Source organism: Thioalkalivibrio sp. HL-Eb18, assembly GCF_000364985.1.
GTDB lineage: Bacteria > Pseudomonadota > Gammaproteobacteria > Ectothiorhodospirales > Ectothiorhodospiraceae > Thioalkalivibrio.
In genome coordinates this window covers 103,872-124,162 of record NZ_KB822964.1, presented here as the reverse complement: position 1 = coordinate 124,162, position 20,291 = coordinate 103,872, and the positions used below count along the sequence as shown (strand labels likewise).

22 protein-coding genes and 4 tRNA genes are annotated in these 20,291 nt (G+C 65.0%); 5 read left to right on the top strand and 21 right to left on the bottom strand.

Translation table 11 applies throughout. The features are described 5' to 3' along the window. Nucleotides 1-88: 88 nt before the first annotated feature. Both motA and motB read left to right on the top strand, forming a co-directional pair. Nucleotides 89-940 (top strand): flagellar motor stator protein MotA, encoded by an 852-nt coding sequence (gene motA, locus F813_RS0105495; protein ID WP_017925858.1) that lies wholly within the window; start codon nucleotides 89-91, stop codon nucleotides 938-940. Between the two features lie 19 nt (nucleotides 941-959). Then, nucleotides 960-1,937 carry a flagellar motor protein MotB gene (motB, locus tag F813_RS0105490; protein WP_017925857.1) on the top strand — a complete coding sequence of 326 codons (978 nt, stop codon included), beginning with the start codon at nucleotides 960-962 and terminating at the stop codon, nucleotides 1,935-1,937. 208 nt (nucleotides 1,938-2,145) lie between these two features. On the opposite strand, the gene F813_RS0105485 is transcribed toward motB, so the two are convergent. From F813_RS0105485 to yccX, 21 genes are all read right to left on the bottom strand, one after another. Further along, nucleotides 2,146-2,222, bottom strand: a tRNA-Asp gene (locus tag F813_RS0105485). Between the two features lie 32 nt (nucleotides 2,223-2,254). Continuing rightward, nucleotides 2,255-2,330, bottom strand: a tRNA-Val gene (locus tag F813_RS0105480). Between the two features lie 11 nt (nucleotides 2,331-2,341). Continuing rightward, nucleotides 2,342-2,614, bottom strand: a complete 273-nt coding sequence (locus F813_RS0105475; protein WP_012981989.1) for an HU family DNA-binding protein — start codon at nucleotides 2,612-2,614, stop codon at nucleotides 2,342-2,344. 250 nt (nucleotides 2,615-2,864) lie between these two features. Next, a complete protein-coding gene (gene lon / locus F813_RS0105470; RefSeq protein ID WP_012981988.1) occupies nucleotides 2,865-5,330 on the bottom strand; it encodes an endopeptidase La in 2,466 nt (821 codons plus the stop codon). Nucleotides 5,331-5,438: 108 nt separating this feature from the next. Then, on the bottom strand, nucleotides 5,439-6,716 hold the full coding sequence (gene clpX, locus F813_RS0105465) for an ATP-dependent Clp protease ATP-binding subunit ClpX (RefSeq protein ID WP_012981987.1): 1,278 nt from the start codon (nucleotides 6,714-6,716) through the stop codon (nucleotides 5,439-5,441). A 115-nt stretch (nucleotides 6,717-6,831) separates the two neighbouring features. Beyond that, the gene (clpP, locus tag F813_RS0105460) at nucleotides 6,832-7,506 is read right to left on the bottom strand and encodes an ATP-dependent Clp endopeptidase proteolytic subunit ClpP (protein WP_012981986.1); all 675 of its coding nucleotides are present in this window, start codon (nucleotides 7,504-7,506) and stop codon (nucleotides 6,832-6,834) included. Beyond that, nucleotides 7,503-8,810, bottom strand: coding sequence for a trigger factor (gene tig, locus F813_RS0105455; RefSeq protein WP_012981985.1), 1,308 nt, complete (start codon nucleotides 8,808-8,810; stop codon nucleotides 7,503-7,505). Before tig ends, clpP begins: the two co-directional genes overlap by 4 nt. Before the next feature lie 85 nt (nucleotides 8,811-8,895). Next, nucleotides 8,896-8,982 (bottom strand) — tRNA-Leu (locus tag F813_RS0105450). Between the two features lie 118 nt (nucleotides 8,983-9,100). Continuing rightward, nucleotides 9,101-9,176: transfer RNA gene (locus F813_RS0105445), tRNA-Lys, on the bottom strand. Between the two features lie 131 nt (nucleotides 9,177-9,307). After that, nucleotides 9,308-10,579 carry a YeeE/YedE family protein gene (locus F813_RS0105440; protein WP_026148157.1) on the bottom strand — a complete coding sequence of 424 codons (1,272 nt, stop codon included), beginning with the start codon at nucleotides 10,577-10,579 and terminating at the stop codon, nucleotides 9,308-9,310. Between the two features lie 137 nt (nucleotides 10,580-10,716). Further along, nucleotides 10,717-11,400, bottom strand: a complete 684-nt coding sequence (queC, locus tag F813_RS0105435; RefSeq protein ID WP_017925855.1) for a 7-cyano-7-deazaguanine synthase QueC — start codon at nucleotides 11,398-11,400, stop codon at nucleotides 10,717-10,719. Nucleotides 11,401-11,403: 3 nt separating this feature from the next. Then, nucleotides 11,404-12,102, bottom strand: coding sequence for a 7-carboxy-7-deazaguanine synthase QueE (gene queE / locus F813_RS0105430; protein ID WP_026148155.1), 699 nt, complete (start codon nucleotides 12,100-12,102; stop codon nucleotides 11,404-11,406). After that, nucleotides 12,099-12,827: a tol-pal system protein YbgF gene (ybgF, locus tag F813_RS0105425; RefSeq protein ID WP_049772253.1), complete on the bottom strand. Its 729-nt coding sequence runs from the start codon at nucleotides 12,825-12,827 to the stop codon at nucleotides 12,099-12,101. Before ybgF ends, queE begins: the two co-directional genes overlap by 4 nt. A gap of 117 nt (nucleotides 12,828-12,944) precedes the next feature. Continuing rightward, the gene (pal, locus tag F813_RS0105420; RefSeq protein WP_017925852.1) at nucleotides 12,945-13,511 is read right to left on the bottom strand and encodes a peptidoglycan-associated lipoprotein Pal; all 567 of its coding nucleotides are present in this window, start codon (nucleotides 13,509-13,511) and stop codon (nucleotides 12,945-12,947) included. Between the two features lie 39 nt (nucleotides 13,512-13,550). Further along, nucleotides 13,551-14,837: a Tol-Pal system beta propeller repeat protein TolB gene (gene tolB, locus F813_RS0105415; protein WP_017925851.1), complete on the bottom strand. Its 1,287-nt coding sequence runs from the start codon at nucleotides 14,835-14,837 to the stop codon at nucleotides 13,551-13,553. Nucleotides 14,838-14,869: 32 nt separating this feature from the next. Continuing rightward, nucleotides 14,870-15,883, bottom strand: coding sequence for a cell envelope integrity protein TolA (gene tolA / locus F813_RS0105410; RefSeq protein ID WP_012981978.1), 1,014 nt, complete (start codon nucleotides 15,881-15,883; stop codon nucleotides 14,870-14,872). Between the two features lie 11 nt (nucleotides 15,884-15,894). Next, on the bottom strand, nucleotides 15,895-16,347 hold the full coding sequence (gene tolR / locus F813_RS0105405) for a protein TolR (RefSeq protein WP_012981977.1): 453 nt from the start codon (nucleotides 16,345-16,347) through the stop codon (nucleotides 15,895-15,897). Nucleotides 16,348-16,350: 3 nt separating this feature from the next. Then, the gene (gene tolQ, locus F813_RS0105400) at nucleotides 16,351-17,025 is read right to left on the bottom strand and encodes a protein TolQ (RefSeq protein ID WP_026148154.1); all 675 of its coding nucleotides are present in this window, start codon (nucleotides 17,023-17,025) and stop codon (nucleotides 16,351-16,353) included. Nucleotides 17,026-17,065: 40 nt separating this feature from the next. Beyond that, entirely contained in the window at nucleotides 17,066-17,518 is a 453-nt protein-coding gene (gene ybgC / locus F813_RS0105395) for a tol-pal system-associated acyl-CoA thioesterase (RefSeq protein ID WP_012981975.1), read from the bottom strand. Next, complete coding sequence (ruvB, locus tag F813_RS0105390; RefSeq protein ID WP_012981974.1) at nucleotides 17,515-18,561, bottom strand: Holliday junction branch migration DNA helicase RuvB; 1,047 nt, start codon at nucleotides 18,559-18,561, stop codon at nucleotides 17,515-17,517. Before ruvB ends, ybgC begins: the two co-directional genes overlap by 4 nt. Nucleotides 18,562-18,642: 81 nt before the next feature. Beyond that, entirely contained in the window at nucleotides 18,643-18,933 is a 291-nt protein-coding gene (yccX, locus tag F813_RS0105385) for an acylphosphatase (RefSeq protein ID WP_017925850.1), read from the bottom strand. 22 nt (nucleotides 18,934-18,955) lie between these two features. On the opposite strand from yccX, the gene arsC reads away from it, so the two are divergent. From arsC to F813_RS0105370, 3 genes are read left to right on the top strand one after another with little or no spacing between them, the layout of a single operon-like run. Then, nucleotides 18,956-19,312 carry an arsenate reductase (glutaredoxin) gene (gene arsC, locus F813_RS0105380; RefSeq protein ID WP_017925849.1) on the top strand — a complete coding sequence of 119 codons (357 nt, stop codon included), beginning with the start codon at nucleotides 18,956-18,958 and terminating at the stop codon, nucleotides 19,310-19,312. Next, nucleotides 19,309-19,926, top strand: coding sequence for an NAD(P)H:quinone oxidoreductase (gene wrbA, locus F813_RS0105375; protein ID WP_017925848.1), 618 nt, complete (start codon nucleotides 19,309-19,311; stop codon nucleotides 19,924-19,926). Before arsC ends, wrbA begins: the two co-directional genes overlap by 4 nt. Then, the gene (locus F813_RS0105370; RefSeq protein ID WP_012981970.1) at nucleotides 19,923-20,285 is read left to right on the top strand and encodes a DUF2069 domain-containing protein; all 363 of its coding nucleotides are present in this window, start codon (nucleotides 19,923-19,925) and stop codon (nucleotides 20,283-20,285) included. The genes wrbA and F813_RS0105370 overlap by 4 nt, the downstream gene beginning before the upstream one ends. Nucleotides 20,286-20,291 lie beyond the last annotated feature (6 nt).

Sequence of the window (20,291 nt, the reverse complement as noted above, 5' to 3'; positions counted from 1 at the left end):
CGTTATCGTTGTGGCCGTCACTATATCAACTGCGAAAGCGTGACCGGCGTCACCTTCGCCCCATCGACAAGCACGGGGTTCCCGTTTCGTGAAGTACATCCTTGGTTTCCTGGTCGTCCTGTTCGCGGTGTTCGGGGGGTTTGCCGCGCACGGGGGCGACCTCCTCGTCATCTGGCAACCCTACGAGTACATCATCATCGGGGGAGCGGCACTGGGCTCGTTCCTCATCGCCAACCCGCCACGGGTCGTGCTGACTGTCTTCAAGTCGCTCCCCAAGCTGCTGCAGGGCAGCAAGTACAAGCGCGAAGATTACCTCGACCTGCTGGCCCTGATGTACAAGCTCTTCACCAAGGCCCGCAAGGAAGGGCTGATGGGCGTGGAAAACGACATCGAAGAGCCCGAGAATAGCGAACTCTTCCAGGCTCATCCACGCGTCCTGGCCGATCACCACGCGATGGAGTTCATCACCGACTACATGCGCCTGATCATCTCCGGCAGCATGAACCCGCACGAACTCGACGCCCTGATGGACCTGGACCTGGAAACCCATCACGAAGAGGCCCATAAGCCCTCCCACGCGGTGTATCGCGTGGCCGACGCCCTGCCCGGCTTCGGCATCGTAGCCGCCGTGCTGGGAATCGTGAACACCATGGGCTCCATCGGGGGGCCCATCGAGGTCATCGGCATGAACGTGGCGGCCGCCCTCGTCGGCTCCTTCCTCGGGATCCTGCTGGCCTACGGTTTTGTCGGCCCCACCTCGGCCGCGCTAGAGGCCCGCGCGCAGGAAGAGGGCAAGTTCCTGCAGTGCATCAAGGCCTGCATTCTCGCCAATGTCCAGGGCTACAGCCCGCAAGTCGCGGTGGAGTTCGGCCGCAAGACCATGGAAGGCCCGATGCGCCCGACCTTCCTCGAACTCGAGGCACACGTGAAGGCGGCCTGAGGCCGTCCGGACCGCATTCATGGGCGTCGAGGACAAGACCCAGCCGATCATCGTCAGAAAGAAGGTGGTCCAGGGCGGCCATCACGGCGGTTCGTGGAAGGTCGCGTTCGCCGACTTCGCGATCGCGATGATGGCCTTCTTCCTGCTGCTGTGGCTGCTGGCGGCCCTGGACGACGAACAGCGTGCCGGCATCTCCGAGTACTTCCAGAACCCCTCCGCATTCGTCGGCGAGGCCGCCGCCCCCGGCCAGGCACCGGGTGACGGGACCGGGGTCGATCCATCGCTGATCGACTTCGAGGGCATGCCCGAACTCATCCAAGACCCCGAGGCCATGGGGGCGCCCATGGGGCTGGATGACGAGGCGTTGGACGAGCTGGCCGAAGCACGCGACCGCGAAGCCCTGGAGGTCCTTCAGGAGGCGCTGGAAGAGGCCCTGGAGCAGAGCCAGGCGCTGGAGCCCTACAAGGACCAGTTGCTGCTGGACATTACCCCGGAGGGGCTGCGCATCCAGATCATTGATCGCGAGAATCGTCCGATGTTCGACACCGCCAGCTCCACCCCCCTGCCGCACGCTGACGCGATCCTGCGCGAGCTCGCGAGCCTGATCAACAAGGTGCCCAATCGCATCTCGATCACCGGCCACACCGATGCCCGCCCGTTGCTGCGGCCGGACTATTCCAACTGGGAGCTCTCGGCCGACCGCGCCAATGCCGCACGCCGCGCCCTCATTGCAGGTGGTGCCGAGTCGGGCCAGGTGGCCCGAGTCGTGGGCCTGGCCGACAGCGTGCCGTTCACCCGCGATGACCCGGAAGCGGCCATCAATCGCCGTATCTCGATCATTGTCCTCAACCAGGAGGCCGAGGAGGCGATGCGCAAGAGCCTCGAGGGCGAGGCCTACGCGCCGGAATCCGACCCTTCCCCTGAGAGCGAGAACGGCCCGGGCACACTGATCGATCCCCAAGCGCCCATCGACGAAACTCGCCCAAGCGACACCTGAGCGCTACGGCTCCCTCTCGCGCGCCCCCAAGGTGCGCTCGCAGCAACAGCAGCCGACCGCGTACCGGGCTCAAGCTGGGCCGCATGCGCCGCGGCAGCCCCTCTTTCCTGCGCACCAAACGGCAACGAGTCGCTTCTCGGGAATGGGGGCCGGCCTGGGCTGTACGACAAGCAAAGAAAAAGGCGCCCGAAGGCGCCTTTCTCAGATATGGCGGAGCGGACGGGACTCGAACCCGCGACCCCCGGCGTGACAGGCCGGTATTCTAACCAACTGAACTACCGCTCCAAATTTTCTTCATGCAGCCAGATCAGGCTGCATGGTGGGTGCTGACGGGTTCGAACCGCCGACATTCGCCTTGTAAGGGCGACGCTCTACCAACTGAGCTAAGCACCCGATAAAGCGCGCTAGTTTACGCGATCCTTGAGCGCTTTACCAGCCTTGAACGAAGGCGTTTTGGAGGCGGCGATCTGGATGGACTGGCCGGTACGCGGGTTACGGCCGGTGCGGGCTTCGCGCTCGCGGACGAGGAAGGTGCCAAAGCCCACCAGGGAGACCTGGTCACCCTTGGCCAGAGTATCGCCCACCACGGTCACCATGGCGTCCAGCATACGGCCGGCCTGGGCCTTCGGGACATCGGCTTCTGCGGCGATCGCGTCGATCAGTTCGGATTTGTTCATGAAGCGCTTCCTTATCTCAGTGGTGACTCAGGCTTGTGGCCCGATGAAGGCCAAGCTTACACCAGCGCGGGGAGTGTTCTCCATCCTGTCGCGGGCTTGCCCAGCCGGGAATCAAATAATGCGATTGGGGTTATATCAGGGGGCTCGAAAAAGTGTCAAACAAGCGTTACACACCCGGCCGCGGATCGCTGTGCGCCATGGCGCAAAAAAACCGCGGCCGGAGCCGCGGTTATGATTACAAATCCGTCGCTTAGTGGTGGCGGACCCGACGCCGACCCGATTCCTTGGCCGGCTTCACGGCCTCCTCGACTTTGGCCGGCGTATCGCCGCCCTTGGCCTCCGGCAGGTGCGTCAGCGCCACCTCGAACACCTCGTCGATCCAGCGTACCGGACGGATATCGAGCTTGTTCTTGATGTTCTTCGGGATGTCCACCAGGTCCTTTTCGTTCTCCTCGGGGATCAGCACCGTGCGAATCCCGCCGCGATGGGCCGCGAGCAGCTTCTCCTTGAGCCCGCCGATCGGCAGCACCTGACCCCGCAGGGTAATCTCGCCGGTCATCGCCACGTCTGCACGCACCGGGATGCCGGTCAGCGCCGAGACGATGGCCGTACACATCGCGATACCGGCCGAGGGGCCATCCTTGGGCGTGGCACCCTCGGGGACGTGGATGTGCAGGTCCTTCTTCTCGTGGAAGTTCTCCTCGACCCCCAGGGACTCGGCACGCGACCGCACGACGGTCAGCGCGGCATGGATCGACTCCTGCATCACGTCGCCGAGTTTGCCGGTCTGCTGGGTCTTGCCCTTGCCCGGGACGACCGTCGCCTCGATGGTCAGCAGTTCGCCGCCCACCTCGGTCCACGCCAGGCCGGTGACCTGGCCGATCTGATCGTTCTCCTCGGCCAGGCCGAAGCGGAAGCGCCGCACACCCAGGTACTTGTCCAGGGTCTTCGGCGTGACCGACGTGGTGCGGTCACGCTCCTTGCCCTTGGCCAGAAGCCGCTGCTTGACCACCTTGCGGCAGATCTTGGCGATCTCGCGCTCCAGGGCGCGCACACCCGCCTCGCGGGTGTAGTAGCGCACGATGTCGCGCACAGCAGCGTCCGAGATATTGATCTCGTCGGGTTTCAGGCCGTTAGTCTTGATCTGCTTCGGCACCAGATAGGTATGGGCAATATTGACCTTCTCGTCTTCGGTGTAGCCGGACAGACGGATGACCTCCATACGATCCAGCAACGGCCCGGGGATGTTCATCGAATTGGCCGTGGCCACGAACATCACATCGGACAGGTCGTAATCGACCTCCAGATAGTGGTCGCTGAAGGTATGGTTCTGCTCCGGGTCCAGGACCTCGAGCATCGCCGAGGCTGGATCACCGCGGAAGTCCATCGCCATCTTGTCGATCTCGTCGAGCAAAAACAGCGGGTTGCGCACCCCGACCTTGGACAGGTTCTGGACGATCTTGCCCGGGAGGGAGCCGATATAGGTCCGGCGGTGACCGCGGATCTCGGCTTCGTCTCGGACACCACCAAGGGCCATCCGCGAGAACTTGCGGTTGGTGGCGCGCGCGATGGACTGCCCCAGCGAGGTCTTGCCGACCCCCGGGGGGCCGACCAGGCACAGGATCGGGCCCTTCAGCTTGCGCACGCGCGACTGCACGGCGAGGTATTCAAGGATGCGCTCCTTGACCTCTTCCAGGCCGTAGTGGTCCTCGTTGAGGATCTTCTCGGCACGGGCAAGGTCCTTGCTGACCCGGGTCTTCTTCTTCCACGGGACATTGACCAGCCAGTCGATGTAGCTGCGCACGACGGTCGCCTCGGCCGACATCGGCGACATCATCTTCAGCTTGTTCAGCTCGGCGGTGGCCTTCTTCTTGGCCTCCGCCGGCATGCCGGCCTGCTCGATCTTCTCGGCCAGGTCTTCCTGTTCGTTCGGCGCATCCTCGAGATCGCCCAGCTCCTTCTGAATGGCCTTCATCTGCTCATTCAGGTAGTACTCGCGCTGGGACTTCTCCATCTGCTGCTTCACACGACCGCGGATCTTCTTCTCGATCTGCAGCACGTCCATCTCGCCTTCGATCTTGGCGACCAGGTGCTCCAGACGCGCGCGTACGTTGGCGATCTCGAGGACCTGCTGCTTTTCCTCGAGCTTCAGCGACATGTGTGCGGCAATGGTGTCGGCCAGACGCGAGGTGTCGTCGATCCCGGCCAGCGAGGTCAGGATCTCCGGCGGGACCTTCTTGTTCAGCTTGATGTACTGCTCGAACTGATTGAGCGCGGAGCGACCGAGGACCTCGAGTTCCTTCTCCTCGGTGTCGTATTCCTCCTCGATCATGCGGATATCGGCGGTAAAGTAGTCCTCTTCCTTCTCCGCATCGCCGGTCGTGGAGACGTCCATCACGCGCGCACGCTGGGCGCCCTCGACCAGCACCTTGATGGTGCCATCGGGCAAGCGCAGCAGTTGCAGGATATTGCCGAGGGTGCCGATCTCGTGCAGATCCCCGGCCTCGGGCTCGTCCACCTCGGCGCTCTTCTGCGCAACCAGCAGGACCTGCTTGTTCTGGGCCATGGCCGAATCCAGCGCGCGGATCGACTTCTCGCGACCCACGAACAGCGGGATGACCATGTGCGGATACACCACGACATCGCGCAGCGGCAGGACCGCGACGCGCTTCACGGGGGAATCCACCTCGTTCTGGGAGGAGTGTTGGTCGGTCATGTGGCCCCCTCAGGGCTAAACGAATGTACGGGAGAGATGGGGGCGCCCTGACCGTTTTTCAAGCCGGGGCCAGCCCCATGCCCGCCCCCTGTGCATGACCGCGGGGCTTCAGGAATCCGCTGCGGCCTGCTTGGAGAACGATGCGTTCTCGTAAATGAGGTAGGGCTCGGCGTCGCCGCGGATCACGGCCTCGTCGATCACCACCTTGCTGACGCCCTCCATCGAGGGCAGCTCGTACATCGTGTCGAGCAGGATGTTCTCCATGATGGTACGCAGGCCCCGGGCGCCGGTCTTGCGCTCCATCGCCTTGTGGGCGATCGCGGCCAAGGCATCGTCCCGGAACTCCAGCTCCACGCCTTCCATCTCGAACAGGCGGGCGTACTGTTTGACCAGCGCGTTTTTCGGCTGGGTCAGGATGGTGATCAGCGCATCCTCGTCCAGTTCATCCAGCGTCGCCTGCACCGGCAGGCGACCGACGAACTCGGGGATCAGGCCGTAGCGCACCAGGTCATCGGCCTCCAGCTGCTTGAGCCACTGGCCGCCACTCTTGCTCTCGTCCTTGGAGCTGAGTTCGGCGGAGAAACCGATGCCGCCCTTCTCCGCCCGCTGCTGGATGATCTTTTCCAGACCCGAGAACGCGCCGCCGCAAATGAACAGGATGTTGCGGGTGTCGACCTGCAGGAACTCCTGCTGCGGATGCTTGCGCCCGCCCTGCGGCGGCACGGAGGCCGTGGTGCCCTCAATCAGCTTCAGCAGGGCCTGTTGCACGCCCTCGCCCGAGACATCGCGGGTGATCGAGGGGTTGTCCGACTTGCGCGAGACCTTGTCGATCTCGTCGATGTAGACGATGCCGTTTTCGGCCTTCTCCACATCGTAGTCGCACTTCTGCAGCAGCTTCTGGATGATGTTCTCGACGTCCTCGCCCACGTAACCGGCCTCGGTCAGCGTGGTCGCATCGGCGATGGTGAAGGGGACATTGAGCACCCGCGCCAGCGTCTCGGCCAGCAGCGTCTTGCCGGAGCCGGTCGGGCCGATCAGCATGATGTTGGACTTGGACAACTCGACGTCATCCTTGCCGGCCCGGGCCTCGAGGCGCTTGTAGTGGTTGTACACCGCGACCGAGAGGATCTTTTTCGCGGAGGTCTGACCGATCACGTAGTCGTCGAGAATCTCGCGGATCTCGCGCGGCTTGGGCAGCGAATCGCGCTCGGTATGCCCCGCCTCCTGCATCTCCTCGCGAATGATGTCATTGCAAAGCTCGACACACTCGTCACAGATAAACACGGAGGGCCCCGCGATCAACTTGCGCACTTCGTGCTGACTCTTCCCGCAGAAAGAGCAGTACAGAAGCTTGCCGTCGGCGGAGGGGGTCTTTTCGTCGCTCATCCGTATGCCTCGGTTGCGCTGTCAGGGTTTCTCAGAACATGCCCCGTTTGCATCCGCGTTGCAAACGGACCGGGCGCGAGTCCGGTATATCCTGCGCGCCCAGGCCTGGTCGCAATCAGGACTTGTCCTTCTTGCCGGCATCCTTGTCGCCGGCGGCAGGCGCGCCTCGGCTGGAGAGCACGTTGTCCACCAGACCGTAGTCCTTGGCCTCCACTGCGGTCATGAAGCGGTCACGATCCGTGTCCTGCTCCACCTGCTCGACGGTCTGCCCGGTGTGGTGGGCGAGTACGCGGTTGAGCTCCTCGCGGATTTTCAGGATCTCGCGGGCATGAATATCGATATCCGACGCCTGCCCCTGGAAGCCACCCAGCGGCTGGTGGATCATGACCCGCGAGTGGGGCAGGGAGTAGCGCTTGCCCGGGGCACCACCGGCCAGCAATACCGCGCCCATGCTGGCCGCCTGGCCGACGCACAGGGTGCTCACCTGCGGCTTGATGAACTGCATGGTGTCGTAGATCGCCATGCCGGCGGTCACGGCCCCGCCCGGGGAATTGATGTACAGGCTGATCTCCTTGTCCGGGTTTTCCGACTCGAGGAACAGCAGCTGGGCCACGATCACGTTGGCCATGTAGTCCTCGACCGGACCCACACAGAAGATGACCCGGTCCTTCAGCAACCGGGAGTAGATGTCATAGGCGCGCTCGCCGCGAGCGGTCTGTTCGACCACCATCGGGACCAGATTCAGCCCCTGGGCATGCTGCGCCCCCTGACCGGCCATGTCGTGGCTCATTCAGTCGACTCCTTGTTCGGATTCATCACGTCCTGGAAGCTGGTCTTCTTCTCGGTGACCTTGGCCTGATCGACGATCCAGTCGACCACCTGGTCCTCGAGCACCAGCGACTCCAGGTTGCTCTTCGCCTGCGGATTGGAGCGGTAGTACTGCTTGACCTCTTCCGGGTCCTCGTAGGTGGCCGCCATGTCTTCCAGGTCACGCTCGACCCGCTCTGCGTCCACCTCGAACCCCTTCTGGTCGATGATGGCCCGCAGGGCCAGACCCAGGCGTACACGACGCTTGGCCTCTTCTTCGAACAGGCTGTCGGGGAGCGGCTGTGTCTGCTGGGCACCACCGAAGCGCTTCTCCGCCTCCTCGCGCAGACGATTGATCTCGGACTTCACCAGGGCATCCGGCAGGTCGAAGCCATGGCGCTCGATAATCAGCTCCATGACCTGATTCTTGACCTTGCCCTTCAGCGCCTGGTTCAGCTCGCGCTCCATATTGGACCGCACGTCGGCGCGAAGTTTCTCGACCGAGCCGTCTTCGATGCCGAATTTCTTCGCGAACTCTTCGTCCACCTCGGGCAGCTTGGGCCCCTCGACCTTCTTGATGGTCAGGGCGAACTGCGCGGTCTTGCCTTTCAGGTTCTCGGCCGGGTAGTCGTCGGGGAAGGTGACGTCGATGGTCGGCTCCTCGCCGGTCTTCACACCCTTGAGCTGCTTCTCGAAGTCCTCGATCAGACGGCCGGCCCCCACCTCGACCTGGAAGTCGTCGGCCTTGCCACCCTCGAACTCCTCGCCATCAATGCTGCCCACAAAGTCCAGCGTAATGCGATCGCCCTTCTTCGCCTTGCGCTTAACATCGGCCCACTCCTTGTTCTGCTCGCGCAGGGAGTCAATCACGCGATCGATGTCCTCGTCGCCAATCTCGGCCACCGGACGCTCGATCTTGGCATCGGAGAAATCGGCCACCTCGACCTCGGGAAAGACCTGAAAGCTTGCAACGAACTCGATCGGCTGCCCACTTTCCACACTCTGCGGCTCGATGCTCGGGTTCCCCGCAGGCTCCAGACCTTCCTGCTGCACGGCCTCGCGATAGCTCTCCTGGAGGACCTCGCTCAGCACCTCCTGATAGACCCCGGCCCCGTAACGCTGGCGCACGACCTTCAGCGGGACCTTGCCCGGGCGAAAGCCGTCGAGCCGGACGCGCTTGGCCAGCGATTTCAGACGGTTGTCGACTTCGGTCTCGACGCGCTCGGGGGGGACCTGGATGGTCATCTTGCGTTCCAGGTTGCCGGTGGCTTCAACGGAAACTTGCATGAAGGGCCTCGCAATAGTTCAAAAATCGGTCATCCCTGCCGACCGCAGCACTCGCCGGCTGCCTGCCTGGGCGTTCACGGGACATTGGTGCGAAAGGAGAGACTCGAACTCTCACGGGTTTTACCCCACTGGGACCTAAACCCAGCGCGTCTACCAGTTCCGCCACTTTCGCGTGTGTATTCAATGGTTCGACAAAGGCGCGCATTCTAGCCTGTTCGCGCCCCATAAACACAAAAAGCCCGCGTAGGCGGGCCCTTGTGCCGGCCACGCTCGCACGCGGCCGGGAATAATGGTGGGTCGTGTAGGATTCGAACCTACGACCAATTGGTTAAAAGCCAACTGCTCTACCAACTGAGCTAACGACCCATGTCTGCGGCCCGCATGGCACCCCCGCAGGGGCCCGCCGACCTGGTCATTACGCGGCAGCACCTGGATCACCGCGCCGCGTAGTTTACGGCCCGCCGGGGAAAACGCAAGGCTCCCCCGGCGGCCGGCGATCAGATGGCCTCGAGCTTGCGCATGCCACCCGGCAGCAGCTTCATGTCCACCAGCGAGGTCACCAGGGCCTTGCCGAAGGTCGCCTCGTCTTCATAGACCATCTTGTAGTACTGGATCTTCATGGTCAGCGCGGAGCCGAACACGATGAACGCAAAGGTGAAGAAGCCACCCAGCGCCAGCGTGGAAATCCCGGTGACCGCCTGACCGATGGTGCAGCCCAGCGCCAGGATGCCGCCGACACCCATCAGGATGCCGCCGATAAAGTGGTTGACGAAGTCACGGAAGGACGAGAACCACTCGATACGGAAGCTGCGCGAGATGAGGGCCCAGAAGAACGAACCCAGGATCACGCCGGCCAGCGCCATCACGCCGAAGTACAGCATGGTACGGTCAAAGCCGCTGGACACGTAGCCCACGCTCTGGCCCATCGGGTTGATAAAGGTAAACGACTGGTTGGCCCAGGGGCCGGACAGCGCCGGACGTTCGCCATCGTCGTCATCGGCGACGAAATCCCATTCCTGGATGTATTCCTGGGCGCTGTACACACCACCCATGCCGTCGTCGATCTGGATGTTGCTGGTCAGCCACCAGGCCCCGATCACGACCAGGCCGATCACCAGACCACCCAGGATGTTGTCGAAGCTCTTGCGGAAGTCCGCGGCCTTGAAGATCAGGGCCAGCAGCAGCACGCCGATCACCAGGCCCATCACCAGGCGGGCGCCCAGAGCATTCTCGCCGGCAATGATGGAGCCAAGATCCTGGCCACCTTCCATCTGGATGGACACCGCGTCCATCCAGCCAAACAACAGCTGGAACAGCGTCTGGCCGGTGCCAAAGACCGTGGCGCGACTGGTCAGCCAGAAGGCGATCACACCGATGATGATCATCACCATCACCGACTTGATGTTGCCGCCGCCGACGCGCACCAGCGTCTTGTTACCGCAGCCGGACGCATAGGTCATGCCGATGCCGAACAGGAAGCCACCCAGCACGTGCCCGAGCCAGTTGAAGTTCTCGCCGCGGTAGGGAGGGAAGGAACCCTCGGCGCTCAGTACCCCGAAGAACTCGAGCGCCGCCACGCCCAGCATCGCCACGGCAATGGCCAGCAGCCAGGAGCGCATGCGCCCGGTGTCACCCATGTTCACCCAGTCGGAGACGGCTCCCATGGTGCAGAAGTTGGTCTTGTTCGCGACCGCACCCATGATGAAGGCGAGGACGAACGTGCCGCCCAGGAACATCATTGCGGCGGCTGAAAAGCTGGAGAATTCCATCAACGTATCCTCTCACTGATCGGTTGTCGGGCACGCCTGCACCCATGGGGTGCGCAGCATACATCGGACGCAAGACGAGATCGACCCCGATTTCATTCCGGATCCGGGGCCACCTGACGAGGACGAACCGTCCGCCGTCAGCCTGCCCGGTAGAGCGTCGGGTCGGGGACACCAGCGGCCGCAAAACCTTCGCGACGGATACGGCAGCTGTCGCAGCGCCCACAGGCCCGCCCGTCCGGGTCGGCCTGATAGCAACTTACCGTCTGGGCGTAATCGATCCCCAGGGACGCCCCGGCACGGATGATCTCGGCCTTGCTCATGTGCATCAACGGTGCACGCACCTCCCAGCGTACGCCCTCCACCCCCGCACGGGTAGCAACCTGCGCAAGATCACGGAAGGCATCGATGAAGGCCGGACGACAATCCGGGTACCCGGAGTAGTCGACCGCATTCGCACCGACATAGAGCAGCCGGGCATCAAGCGTCTCGGCCAGCCCCAGCGCCAGGGAAAGAAACACCGTGTTGCGCGCCGGCACATAGGTAACCGGGATGCCTTCGCTCGCCTCGGTGGGCACTGCGATCGCGTCATCGGTGAGCGCAGAGCCGCCGATCGCGGTCAGATCGACCCGGACCACGCGGTGGTCCTGCACGCCCTGGGAGGCAGCCACGCGCCGCGCCGCGTCCAGCTCGGTGCGGTGGCGCTGGCCGTAGTCGATCGACAGGGCATGGCAGTCGAGCCCGTCGGCCCGCGCCATTGCCAGGCAGGTCGCCGAGTCCAGCCCGCCCGAAAGCAGGACCACCGCCTTTTCCGGTTGCGACATTACCTAACGCCCCGGCTGGTCGCCCCACAGGAGCTTGTGGAGCTGAAGCTGAAACCGAACGGCTAGTCGTTCGGCGACGATCCAGTCGGCCAGCTCGCGCGGGGCGAGCTCACCGAATACCGGCGAGAACAGGACCTCGACCCCGGGCGCGAGATCCAGGCGGCCGAGTTCGGCGCATGCCCAGTCGAAGTCCGCCCGGTTGGCGAGTACGAACTTCAACTGATCGCCGGCCACCAGATGGGCGATATTGGCTTCCAGGTTGCGGTCCTGCTCGCCGGAACCCGGCGCCTTCCAGTCCATCACGACCGTAACGCGCGCATCGAGCCCGCCAATGTCGAGAGCGCCGCTGGTTTCCAGCGACACCCGGTAGCCGTCATCACACAGCCGCGCCAGCAGCTCGCGACAACCGGGCTGGGCCAGTGGCTCCCCACCCGTGACACAGACATGGCGCACACCCGTCTGGCCGACCCATGCGAGAATCGAGTCCAGCGCGCGCGCCTCGCCACCCTCGAAGGCGTAAGCACTGTCGCACCAGCGGCAACGCAGCGGGCACCCGGTCAGCCGCACAAACGCGGTCGGCCAGCCGGAATCCGCCGCCTCGCCCTGCAGCGAAACGAACATCTCGGTGATGCGGACTTGGGTCGCCCCTCCCGAATCGCCCCTGGTCGGTGCGCGCGTTGCGCGCACGGGTATCTCGGTCATTGCCCGTCGAGCCGCCGCAACCGCTCGCGCGCCAGGCGGTCGAGGGTCGTGCCGCCGAAATCGGCGCGCACCGCCTCCAACGCCTCGCGGGCCTCGTCTTCGTTGCCCAGCTCGTAATGCGCATAGCCGATCTTGAGCAGGGCATCCCCGGACTTGTCGCTCTCCGGGTACTGCTCGCGCAAATGCTCGAAATCCTCCAGGGCCGCCTCGAAGTCGCCACTGGCATACTTGGCCTCGGCCAGCCAGTACCAGGCATTGGCGGAATAGTCGCTGTCGGGATAGGTCTCGATGAAGCGCTCAAGACCGCTCATCGCGGCGTTGTAGTCACCCGCCATCAACTGCTCGAAGGCCTCCTGGTAGGCCGCCTGCTCGTCCGCCTCGGGCAGGTCGAACTCGATGACCTCGTCCGCCGGGGCAGCGGCATCCGCAGGCGCGGCCGCGCCGGTCTCGAACGTGGCGACACGCTCGTCCAGGTTGCGGAATTGATCGCGCTGCCGGGCGTTCAGGCGCTCCAGCTCGTGGCGCAGCGTCTCCACTTCGCCCCGCAGCTCGCGCATCTCCCGGTTCATGGTTTCCGCACCCCGCAGGAGTTCCTGCATGGCGCTGGAATCCAGCGTCCGCTCGATGCGGTCCAGGCGCCGCGAGAGGTCCCGGATCTGCGACTGGGTGGCGAACACCTCGTCCTGGGCGACGGCTTCGCTGGCAAGCGGGCCCCAGGACCCCATCGCCAGGACCAACAGCCCGGCGGCAGCCGCCACACCGACCCGCGGAAAGAGAAATGCCCCCGGGGGGGCATTTCGGTTACTGCTACCTGCCAAACGCCGCATGGCGCCTCCCGTCATCTAGCGCCGGGATTCGTAGACCAGCTCGACCCGGCGATTCTTGGCCCAGGCCTCCTCGTTCTGCTCAAAGGCGACCGGCATTTCTTCACCATAACTGATGACCTCGATCTGGTCATCCGAGGCCCCGTTCAGGGTCAGGATACGGCGCACCGACTGTGCGCGGCGCTCGCCCAGCCCCAGGTTATACTCACGAGTACCCCGCTCGTCGGTATGGCCCTCCAGCCGCAGGCGGGCCCCGGAGTTCTGCGACAGATAGGCCGCATGCGCCTCGAGCATATCCATGTACTGCGACTGCACCTCGTCACGGTCGAATTCGAAATAGACCAGGCGCTCGGCCAGCGGGCTGTCCGGGTCGTCCAGTGCATCGGCATCGAACTGCCGATCGCGACCCAGCGCACGGGCCTCGGCCTCACGGGCCTCGCGCTCGGCGCGTTCGCGCTCCGCTTGCTCGGCCGCGGCCCGCTCGGCCTCTCGTTCGGCATCCTCGGCATCACGCGTCGGCGTCGCACACGCCGACAGCGCCCCAATCACCATGGCCACAAAAAACCAGCGAAAGATCGTGCTCATCACGTCATTATCCTCGAAAAGCGGTTGTTATTAGGAAGATCAATTCAAGGGTGACCAGGCCGGTTCACGGACCTCGCCCTCCCTGGCAGCGAGACGCTGATGGACCTGTCCATCCTGACTCACCGAGCCCAGCACGCCACGCCCGCCGTCCGTCATCGCATAGATAATCATGCTGCCATTCGGGGCAAAGCTTGGCGATTCCGCGTCCCGCCCTTCCGTGAGGCGGGTCACACGGCGGTCGTTCAAATCGAGACGGGCCAATTGGAATCCGCCATCGCCACCGTGCACGTAGACCAGATAGCGCCCATCCGGAGAAACGGTCGCGGCGGCCGCATAGCCGCTCTCGAAGGTCAGACGCCGGGGGCTGCCCCCTTCCCGCGGCAGCGCATAGATCTGCGGCGCACCCGCACGATCGGAGGTGAAATAAAGGGTCTCGCCATCGGGCGACCAGACCGGCTCGGTCTCGATCGAGCGGGTCTGGGTCATCTGGCGCATCTCGCCTGTCTCCAGTTCCATCAGGTAGATGTTCGGCGCACCGTCGCGTGACAGGCTCAGTGCGAGATAACGGCCATCGGGCGACCAGGCAGGCGCACTGTTAATGCCGGTAAAGCTGGCCACCCGTTCGCGGCTGCCGGTCTCGACATTCTGGCGATAGACCTCGGAACGGCGATTCTCGAACGAGACGTACACCAATTCGCGCCCGTCCGGCGACCAGTCCGGCGACATGATCGGCTTGGGTGAGCGAAACAGCGTGCGCGGATTGGCCCCGTCGGAATCGGCGACCTCAAGGGCAAAACGGCGCTCGTCGCCGTTACGCTCCACGCTCACGAACGCGATGCGCGCACTGAATGCCCCCGGGTCACCGGTAATCTGTTCGTAGATGATGTCCGAGATGCGATGCGCCCCGCGCCGGAGCATGTCGCCAGGCACCGGAATGCGCCATCCACCCAGGCGTTCCTCGGACAGCACATCAAATACGTGAAACTCCACGAGGACGTCATCGCCATCACGGCGCTGATTGCCCACGACCAGATACTCGACCCCGGCGTCGGCCCAGGGCCCGGCAAGAAAGTCGGCCGGTCCGGACGGGGCCGCGGGCAGATCGTCCTGTTCGACATTGAACAGCCCACTACGGGCCAGATTGGCCGCGACAATATGGGAAATGTCCTCGTCGAGTTCCCCCTCGCCCTCGTAGGTAAACGGCGCAACGGCTACCGGTATCGCCCCGGTAACGCCCTCGGTGACCGTGACTTCCAATACGGCCTGTGCCTGCGCCGCCCACAGCAGCAGCATGGCCGGCAGCATCCAGTGAATCAGTCGTCGCATGAGCTCCTCGTCAGGCGGGCATGGCCCGCGAATCAGTCCGGTTCAAATCGGATCCGCACCCCGCCACGCACCGCACTCGCATCCGGCGGGCGTGGCAGCGAACTCAGACGGTCCATGGTCTGGCGCACGGAGTCGCAGAACCGGCTGTCGCCGGAACAGCTTTCGATATCGAAGTCGATGATACGCCCGGTCTCGTTCACACGCACGAGAACAATGGCACGGTCCGAGGAGTCGATATCCGACGGCTGGCGCCAGCGCCGCTGGACCACCGACTGCACCTGGGCACGCCACTCATCCACTTCGCGATCCATCTGCGCCTGGCGCTCGGCGGCCTCGCGCCGTTCGCGCGCCTCCGCCAGGCGCTCCTGCTCGCGCTCCATCGCCTCGCGGCGGCGCTGCTCCTCCAGCTCGCGCTCCTGCTCGGCCCGACGCTCAGCCTCTTCCTGAGCGCGACGTTCGGCCTCTTCCTGCTCGCGGCGCTCCTGCTCCTCGCGGGCCTGGCGCTCGGCCTCTTCACGCTCGCGTCGCTCCGCCTCTTCGCGCTCGCGGGCCTCCTCGGCCTCCTGTCGCTCACGCTCCGCCGCCTCGCGCTCGGCACGGATGCGTTCACGCTCGGCCTCGGCTTCTTCCTGTGCGCGCTGGCGCTCCTCTTCGGCCTCGCGGCGGGCCTGTTCGGCTTCCTCGATCGCCTGCTGCCGCGCCCGTTCTTCCTCTTCGCGGCGGCGCTGCTCTTCGGCCTGTCGCCGCTCCTCCTCGCGGCGGGCCTCTTCTTCGGCACGCCGTTGCTCCTCTTCCTCGCGCAGCTGCTCGGCGACTTCTTCCTGACGAGCAACCTCGCGCTGGTGCTCGACCTGATCGAACGCCTCGGCATCCACCGCCACCGCGTCGATCACCTCAATGTCCTCCTGCACCGAGATCTCCACCGCAGCCTGCGAGGAGGTGGGAGATATCAGGCTGATATTGAACATCAACGCCGCAAACAGCACCCCGTGCAACAGGAGCACGAGGAGGAAGCTGACAGGATGACGGCGGACAAGCTCGAACACGGTGGCGGGAATCAGTCGCTGTTTTCGCGCGGCGGCTCGGTAATCAGACCGACACGCCCACCGCCCGCTCGCTGCAGGGCGATCATGGCGTCGATCACACGCCCGTAGTCCACATTACGGTCGCCACGCACAAAAGTCTGGGTTCCCGGGTGCTCCGCCAGGAATTCGCGCACGATCTCGGTCATCTCCTGCGGCGCCAGCGGCTCGTCAATGATCGGCCCCTGGTTCAGGCTCATGGCCCCGCTGGCATCCACGGTCACCACCAGCGGCTCGGCCGCCTGTTCGTCCCGATCCAGGGCCTCGGCGTCCGCCTCCGGCAGGTCGACTTCCACGCCCTGCTGCAGCATCGGCGCGGTGATCATGAAGATGATCAAAAGCACCAGCATCACGTCGATAAACGGCACGACGTTGATCTGGGACATGGGCCGCCGCAGGCGGCGGCTGTTACGGCGCTGCTCGGACATGGGTCAGGCCGTGGCCTCGGAGGCCGTATCCGTGGACTTCGCGTGCACCTGTCGGTTGAGCAGGGCCACGAACTCGTCATTGAAGTTCTCCAGGCGCACGGCCACGCGGTCGACATCCCCCGCAAAGCGGTTGTAGGCGATCACGGCCGGGATCGCAGCGAACAGGCCCAGCGCCGTGGCAATCAGTGCCTCCGCAATGCCGGGTGCCACCATCGCAAGGGTCGCCTGCTGCACCCCGGAAAGCCCCAGGAAGGCATGCATGATGCCCCAGACCGTGCCGAACAGGCCGATATACGGGCTGGTCGACCCCACCGTGGCGAGGAACTGCAGATAACGCTCCATCTCGTCAATCTCGCGTGCGATCGCCACACGCATGGCGCGCTGGGCGGGCTCACCGGCCGGGATGCCATGCTGGCGCGCACGCAGAAATTCCTTGAACCCAGAGGAGAAGACGTGCTCCATGCCCGTCATTTCCTGCTTGCGCCGCACCCCTTCGTAGAGGTGAGACAGATCGGCCCCCGACCAGAAGCGCTCCTCGAAATCATCGCAGGCGCGGTGCGCTGCGTTCAGAGATCTGGCCTTGACGATGATCGCCAGCCAGGAGAGTACGGAGGCGAGCACCAGAATCACCATCACCAGCTGGACCACCAGGGTCGCCTCCATCACCAGCTGGTACATCGAAAAGTCGACTGCCACTTGTCCGTCTCCCGTTACAGCGTTACTTGGTTCCGGCCGCGCGCGCTACCGGTCCGTGATCATGATGTCGACGCAAGGCCTCCAACACCGGGCCGGGGATCGCGGCGGGCGCCTGGCGCGCCACCTCGACACAGGCAATCCCCACCTCGCCGCTGGCCAGGGTCTCCCCGTCGCGCTCCACCCCCTGGTGGAACTCCAGGCTCGCCCGGCGCAGCGAATGCAGCCGGCAGGTCACCGTCAGGGCATCGTTGAAGCGCGCCGGGCGCCGCATGTCCACACAGCAGCGGCGCACCGCAAAAACGATCCCGTATTCCTCGCGCAATGCATCCTGCTCGAACCCCAGCGCGCGCAACCATTCAGTGCGCGCGCGCTCCATGAACTTGAGGTAGTTCGCGTGGTAGACCACGCCGCCGGCGTCAGTGTCTTCGTAATAGACCCGCACCGGCCACTCGAACGGGGCGTCAGAATCCGTCATCGACGATCTCCGCCCTGGCTGTCGACCGGCGCCAACAGGTCGGGTTCCACCGACCCGGCCAGACCGAACATCGCCAGCGTCCGCCGCGTAGCCTGACGCCCGCGCGGGGTTCGCTGCAGATACCCCTGCTGGATCAGAAACGGCTCGACCACATCCTCCAGGGTGCCGCGATCCTCGTTCAGCGCCGTGGCCAGGCTCTCGACTCCAACGGGACCGCCGTCGAATTTCTCGACCAGCACCTCGAGCAGGCGTCGATCCTGGGCATCCAGGCCCGAGGCATCTATCGCCAGCAAATCCAGCGCCTGGGCCGCAACCTCGGCGGTAATCACCCCGGACGCGCGGACCTCGGCATAGTCACGTACGCGCCGCAACAGGCGATTGGCCAGGCGCGGCGTGCCCCGCCCGCGGCGTGCGATCTCCGCCGCCCCTTCAGGCTCGATCCCGACACCGAGCAATCCGGCGGCGCGGCCGACAATATGGGCGAGATCGGTGACAGTGTAATGATCGAGTCGCTGAACGATGCCAAACCGGTCACGCAACGGCGCCGAAAGCAGGCCCGCGCGGGTGGTCGCGCCCACTAGTGTGAACGGGGGCAAGTCCACCTTGATCGAGCGCGCCGCCGGCCCCTCGCCAATCACGATGTCGAGCTGACCGTCCTCCAGCGCCGGATACAGGATCTCCTCGACCACGGTCGGCAGGCGGTGGATCTCGTCAACGAACAGGACATCCTGGGGCTCCAGCGCGGTCAGGATCGCGGCCAGGTCCCCGGCGCGCTCCAGAACCGGACCCGAGGTCTGGCGCAGCCCCACCCCCAGCTCGTTCGCCACGATATGGGCCAGGGTCGTCTTGCCCAGGCCCGGAGGGCCGGCCACCAGGGTATGGTCCAGGGCCTCCCCGCGCCCGCGCGCCGCCTCGATGAACAGGCCCAGTTGTTCAACCACCCGGGGCTGTCCGGTGTAGTCGTCCAGCCGTTTGGGACGCAGGCTGACCTCCACCCGCGGGTCCTCCGACTGACTCTGCATATCAACCAGGCGTGATTCCATGACCCCGCAGTATGCATCCGTCGCGATGGCGTTTATAGACCCCTTTGGAACTTTGGACTCAGCGTCCCGACACCAGACGACTCAGTCAGTCCTGAAGCCCGTCGGCAGCGCCTCGGGCGACGGCACAGCCTTCGCCTCCAGCCCCTCCACGCGGGCCATGCGCGGGCCTTCCCGGAGCCATGTCTCCAGCCGGTCCAGGGCATCCGGGGAACCGACCGCCAGCACCTCCACACGACCGTCCGGCAGGTTGCGCGCATACCCTGTCAGCCCGAGCGCCTGCGCCTGTTCCCGGGTCGAGGCGCGAAAGAACACGCCCTGCACGCGCCCCCTGACATGCCAGCGGCGGGCGTGGGTATCATGGGCCTTTGCCATCGATGACCTCCGGAGTCGATTCATGTCCGATGCCCCTACGCTGTATCACAACCCGCGCTGCAGCAAGTCGCGCGCGGCCCTCGCCCTGCTGCGGGAGCAGGGCGTGGAGCCCGAGATCGTGGAATACCTGAAGACACCACCGGACGCCGCCACCTTGAAGAGCGTGATCGAGAAGCTGGGCATTCGCCCGCGCGACCTGCTGCGCACCGGCGAGGCGGAGTACCGCGAGCTGGGCCTGAAGGACGCCGAGATGGATGACGAGGCGCTGATCCAGACCATGATCCAGCACCCGCAACTGATCGAACGCCCGATTCTGGTTGTCGGGGATCAGGCCCGCCTCGGGCGTCCACCGGAACAGGTACTGGAGATCGTATCGTGAGCGCGGCACCGGAGATCCTGGTCCTGTACTACAGCCGCTACGGGGCGACCGCCGAGCTGGCCCGCCAGGTCGCAACCGGCGTCGAAAAGGCCGGTGCCTCCGCGCGGGTGCGCACCGTAGCCCCGGTCTCCACGAATATCGGGGAGGACCGTCCGGCGGTGCCCGAGGACGGGCCGCCCTATGCCGAACTGCGCGATCTCGAGGAATGCGCAGGGCTGGTCATGGGTTCGCCGACCCGCTTCGGCAACATGGCCGCACCGCTGAAGTACTTCCTCGACGGCACCAGCGGGCTGTGGGCCAGCGGCGGGCTGGTGGACCGACCCTTCGGCGTCTTCACCAGCACCGCCACCCAGCATGGCGGGCAGGAGACCACCCTGCTGAGCATGGCACTGCCGCTGATCCATCAGGGCATGCTGTGGGTCGGCGTGCCCTACACCGTGCCGGAACTGAACAGCACCACCAGCGGCGGGACCCCCTATGGCGCCAGCCATGTCGCCGGCACCCAGGGCGATCAGGCGGTGACACGCGACGAACAGCGCATCGCAACAGCCCTTGGGGAACGCGTCGCGCGTATCGCCCTGCGCCTCGACGCGGCACCTGGCGCCCCGGCATGATCGCGCTGTCTCGCGCCCTGGCCCTGGCCGGCTTTCTTGGACTGCTGCTGCTGATCCTGATCTGGACCACCTGGATCGCCCCGCCGGAGATCGTCCCGGTTTGGCTGGCGCTGATCGTGCTGGTCATGCCGCTGTTGTTTCCGCTGCGCGGGATGCTGCACGGAAGGCGCTACACCCATGCCTGGTCCAGCCTGCTGGCGCTCGCCTACATCACACTCGGGATCACCATCGGCGCGGCCGCGGAGGACCGGCTCTACGGCCTCCTGATGACCGGTACCAGCCTCGCCTGGTTCGCGGGCAGCCTGCTGTTCGTGAAACTGGACGCCCGGCGGGCCCGCGCGGCGGCCGAGCAACCTTAGGCAATC

Bases quoted from the DNA above. Each gene is read 5' to 3' on its own strand.
- motB (WP_017925857.1), top strand. From the start codon at position 960: ATGGGCGTCGAGGACAAGACCCAGCCGATCATCGTCAGAAAGAAGGTG.
- F813_RS0105475 (WP_012981989.1), bottom strand. From the start codon at position 2,614: ATGAACAAATCCGAACTGATCGACGCGATCGCCGCAGAAGCCGATGTC.
- lon (WP_012981988.1), bottom strand. From the start codon at position 5,330: ATGACCGACCAACACTCCTCCCAGAACGAGGTGGATTCCCCCGTGAAG.
- clpX (WP_012981987.1), bottom strand. From the start codon at position 6,716: ATGAGCGACGAAAAGACCCCCTCCGCCGACGGCAAGCTTCTGTACTGC.
- clpP (WP_012981986.1), bottom strand. From the start codon at position 7,506: ATGAGCCACGACATGGCCGGTCAGGGGGCGCAGCATGCCCAGGGGCTG.
- tig (WP_012981985.1), bottom strand. From the start codon at position 8,810: ATGCAAGTTTCCGTTGAAGCCACCGGCAACCTGGAACGCAAGATGACC.
- F813_RS0105440 (WP_026148157.1), bottom strand. From the start codon at position 10,579: ATGGAATTCTCCAGCTTTTCAGCCGCCGCAATGATGTTCCTGGGCGGC.
- queC (WP_017925855.1), bottom strand. From the start codon at position 11,400: ATGTCGCAACCGGAAAAGGCGGTGGTCCTGCTTTCGGGCGGGCTGGAC.
- queE (WP_026148155.1), bottom strand. From the start codon at position 12,102: ATGACCGAGATACCCGTGCGCGCAACGCGCGCACCGACCAGGGGCGAT.
- ybgF (WP_049772253.1), bottom strand. From the start codon at position 12,827: ATGGGGTCCTGGGGCCCGCTTGCCAGCGAAGCCGTCGCCCAGGACGAG.
- pal (WP_017925852.1), bottom strand. From the start codon at position 13,511: ATGAGCACGATCTTTCGCTGGTTTTTTGTGGCCATGGTGATTGGGGCG.
- tolB (WP_017925851.1), bottom strand. From the start codon at position 14,837: ATGCGACGACTGATTCACTGGATGCTGCCGGCCATGCTGCTGCTGTGG.
- tolR (WP_012981977.1), bottom strand. From the start codon at position 16,347: ATGTCCGAGCAGCGCCGTAACAGCCGCCGCCTGCGGCGGCCCATGTCC.
- tolQ (WP_026148154.1), bottom strand. From the start codon at position 17,025: ATGTACCAGCTGGTGATGGAGGCGACCCTGGTGGTCCAGCTGGTGATG.
- ybgC (WP_012981975.1), bottom strand. From the start codon at position 17,518: ATGACGGATTCTGACGCCCCGTTCGAGTGGCCGGTGCGGGTCTATTAC.
- ruvB (WP_012981974.1), bottom strand. From the start codon at position 18,561: ATGGAATCACGCCTGGTTGATATGCAGAGTCAGTCGGAGGACCCGCGG.
- yccX (WP_017925850.1), bottom strand. From the start codon at position 18,933: ATGGCAAAGGCCCATGATACCCACGCCCGCCGCTGGCATGTCAGGGGG.
- arsC (WP_017925849.1), top strand. From the start codon at position 18,956: ATGTCCGATGCCCCTACGCTGTATCACAACCCGCGCTGCAGCAAGTCG.
- F813_RS0105370 (WP_012981970.1), top strand. From the start codon at position 19,923: ATGATCGCGCTGTCTCGCGCCCTGGCCCTGGCCGGCTTTCTTGGACTG.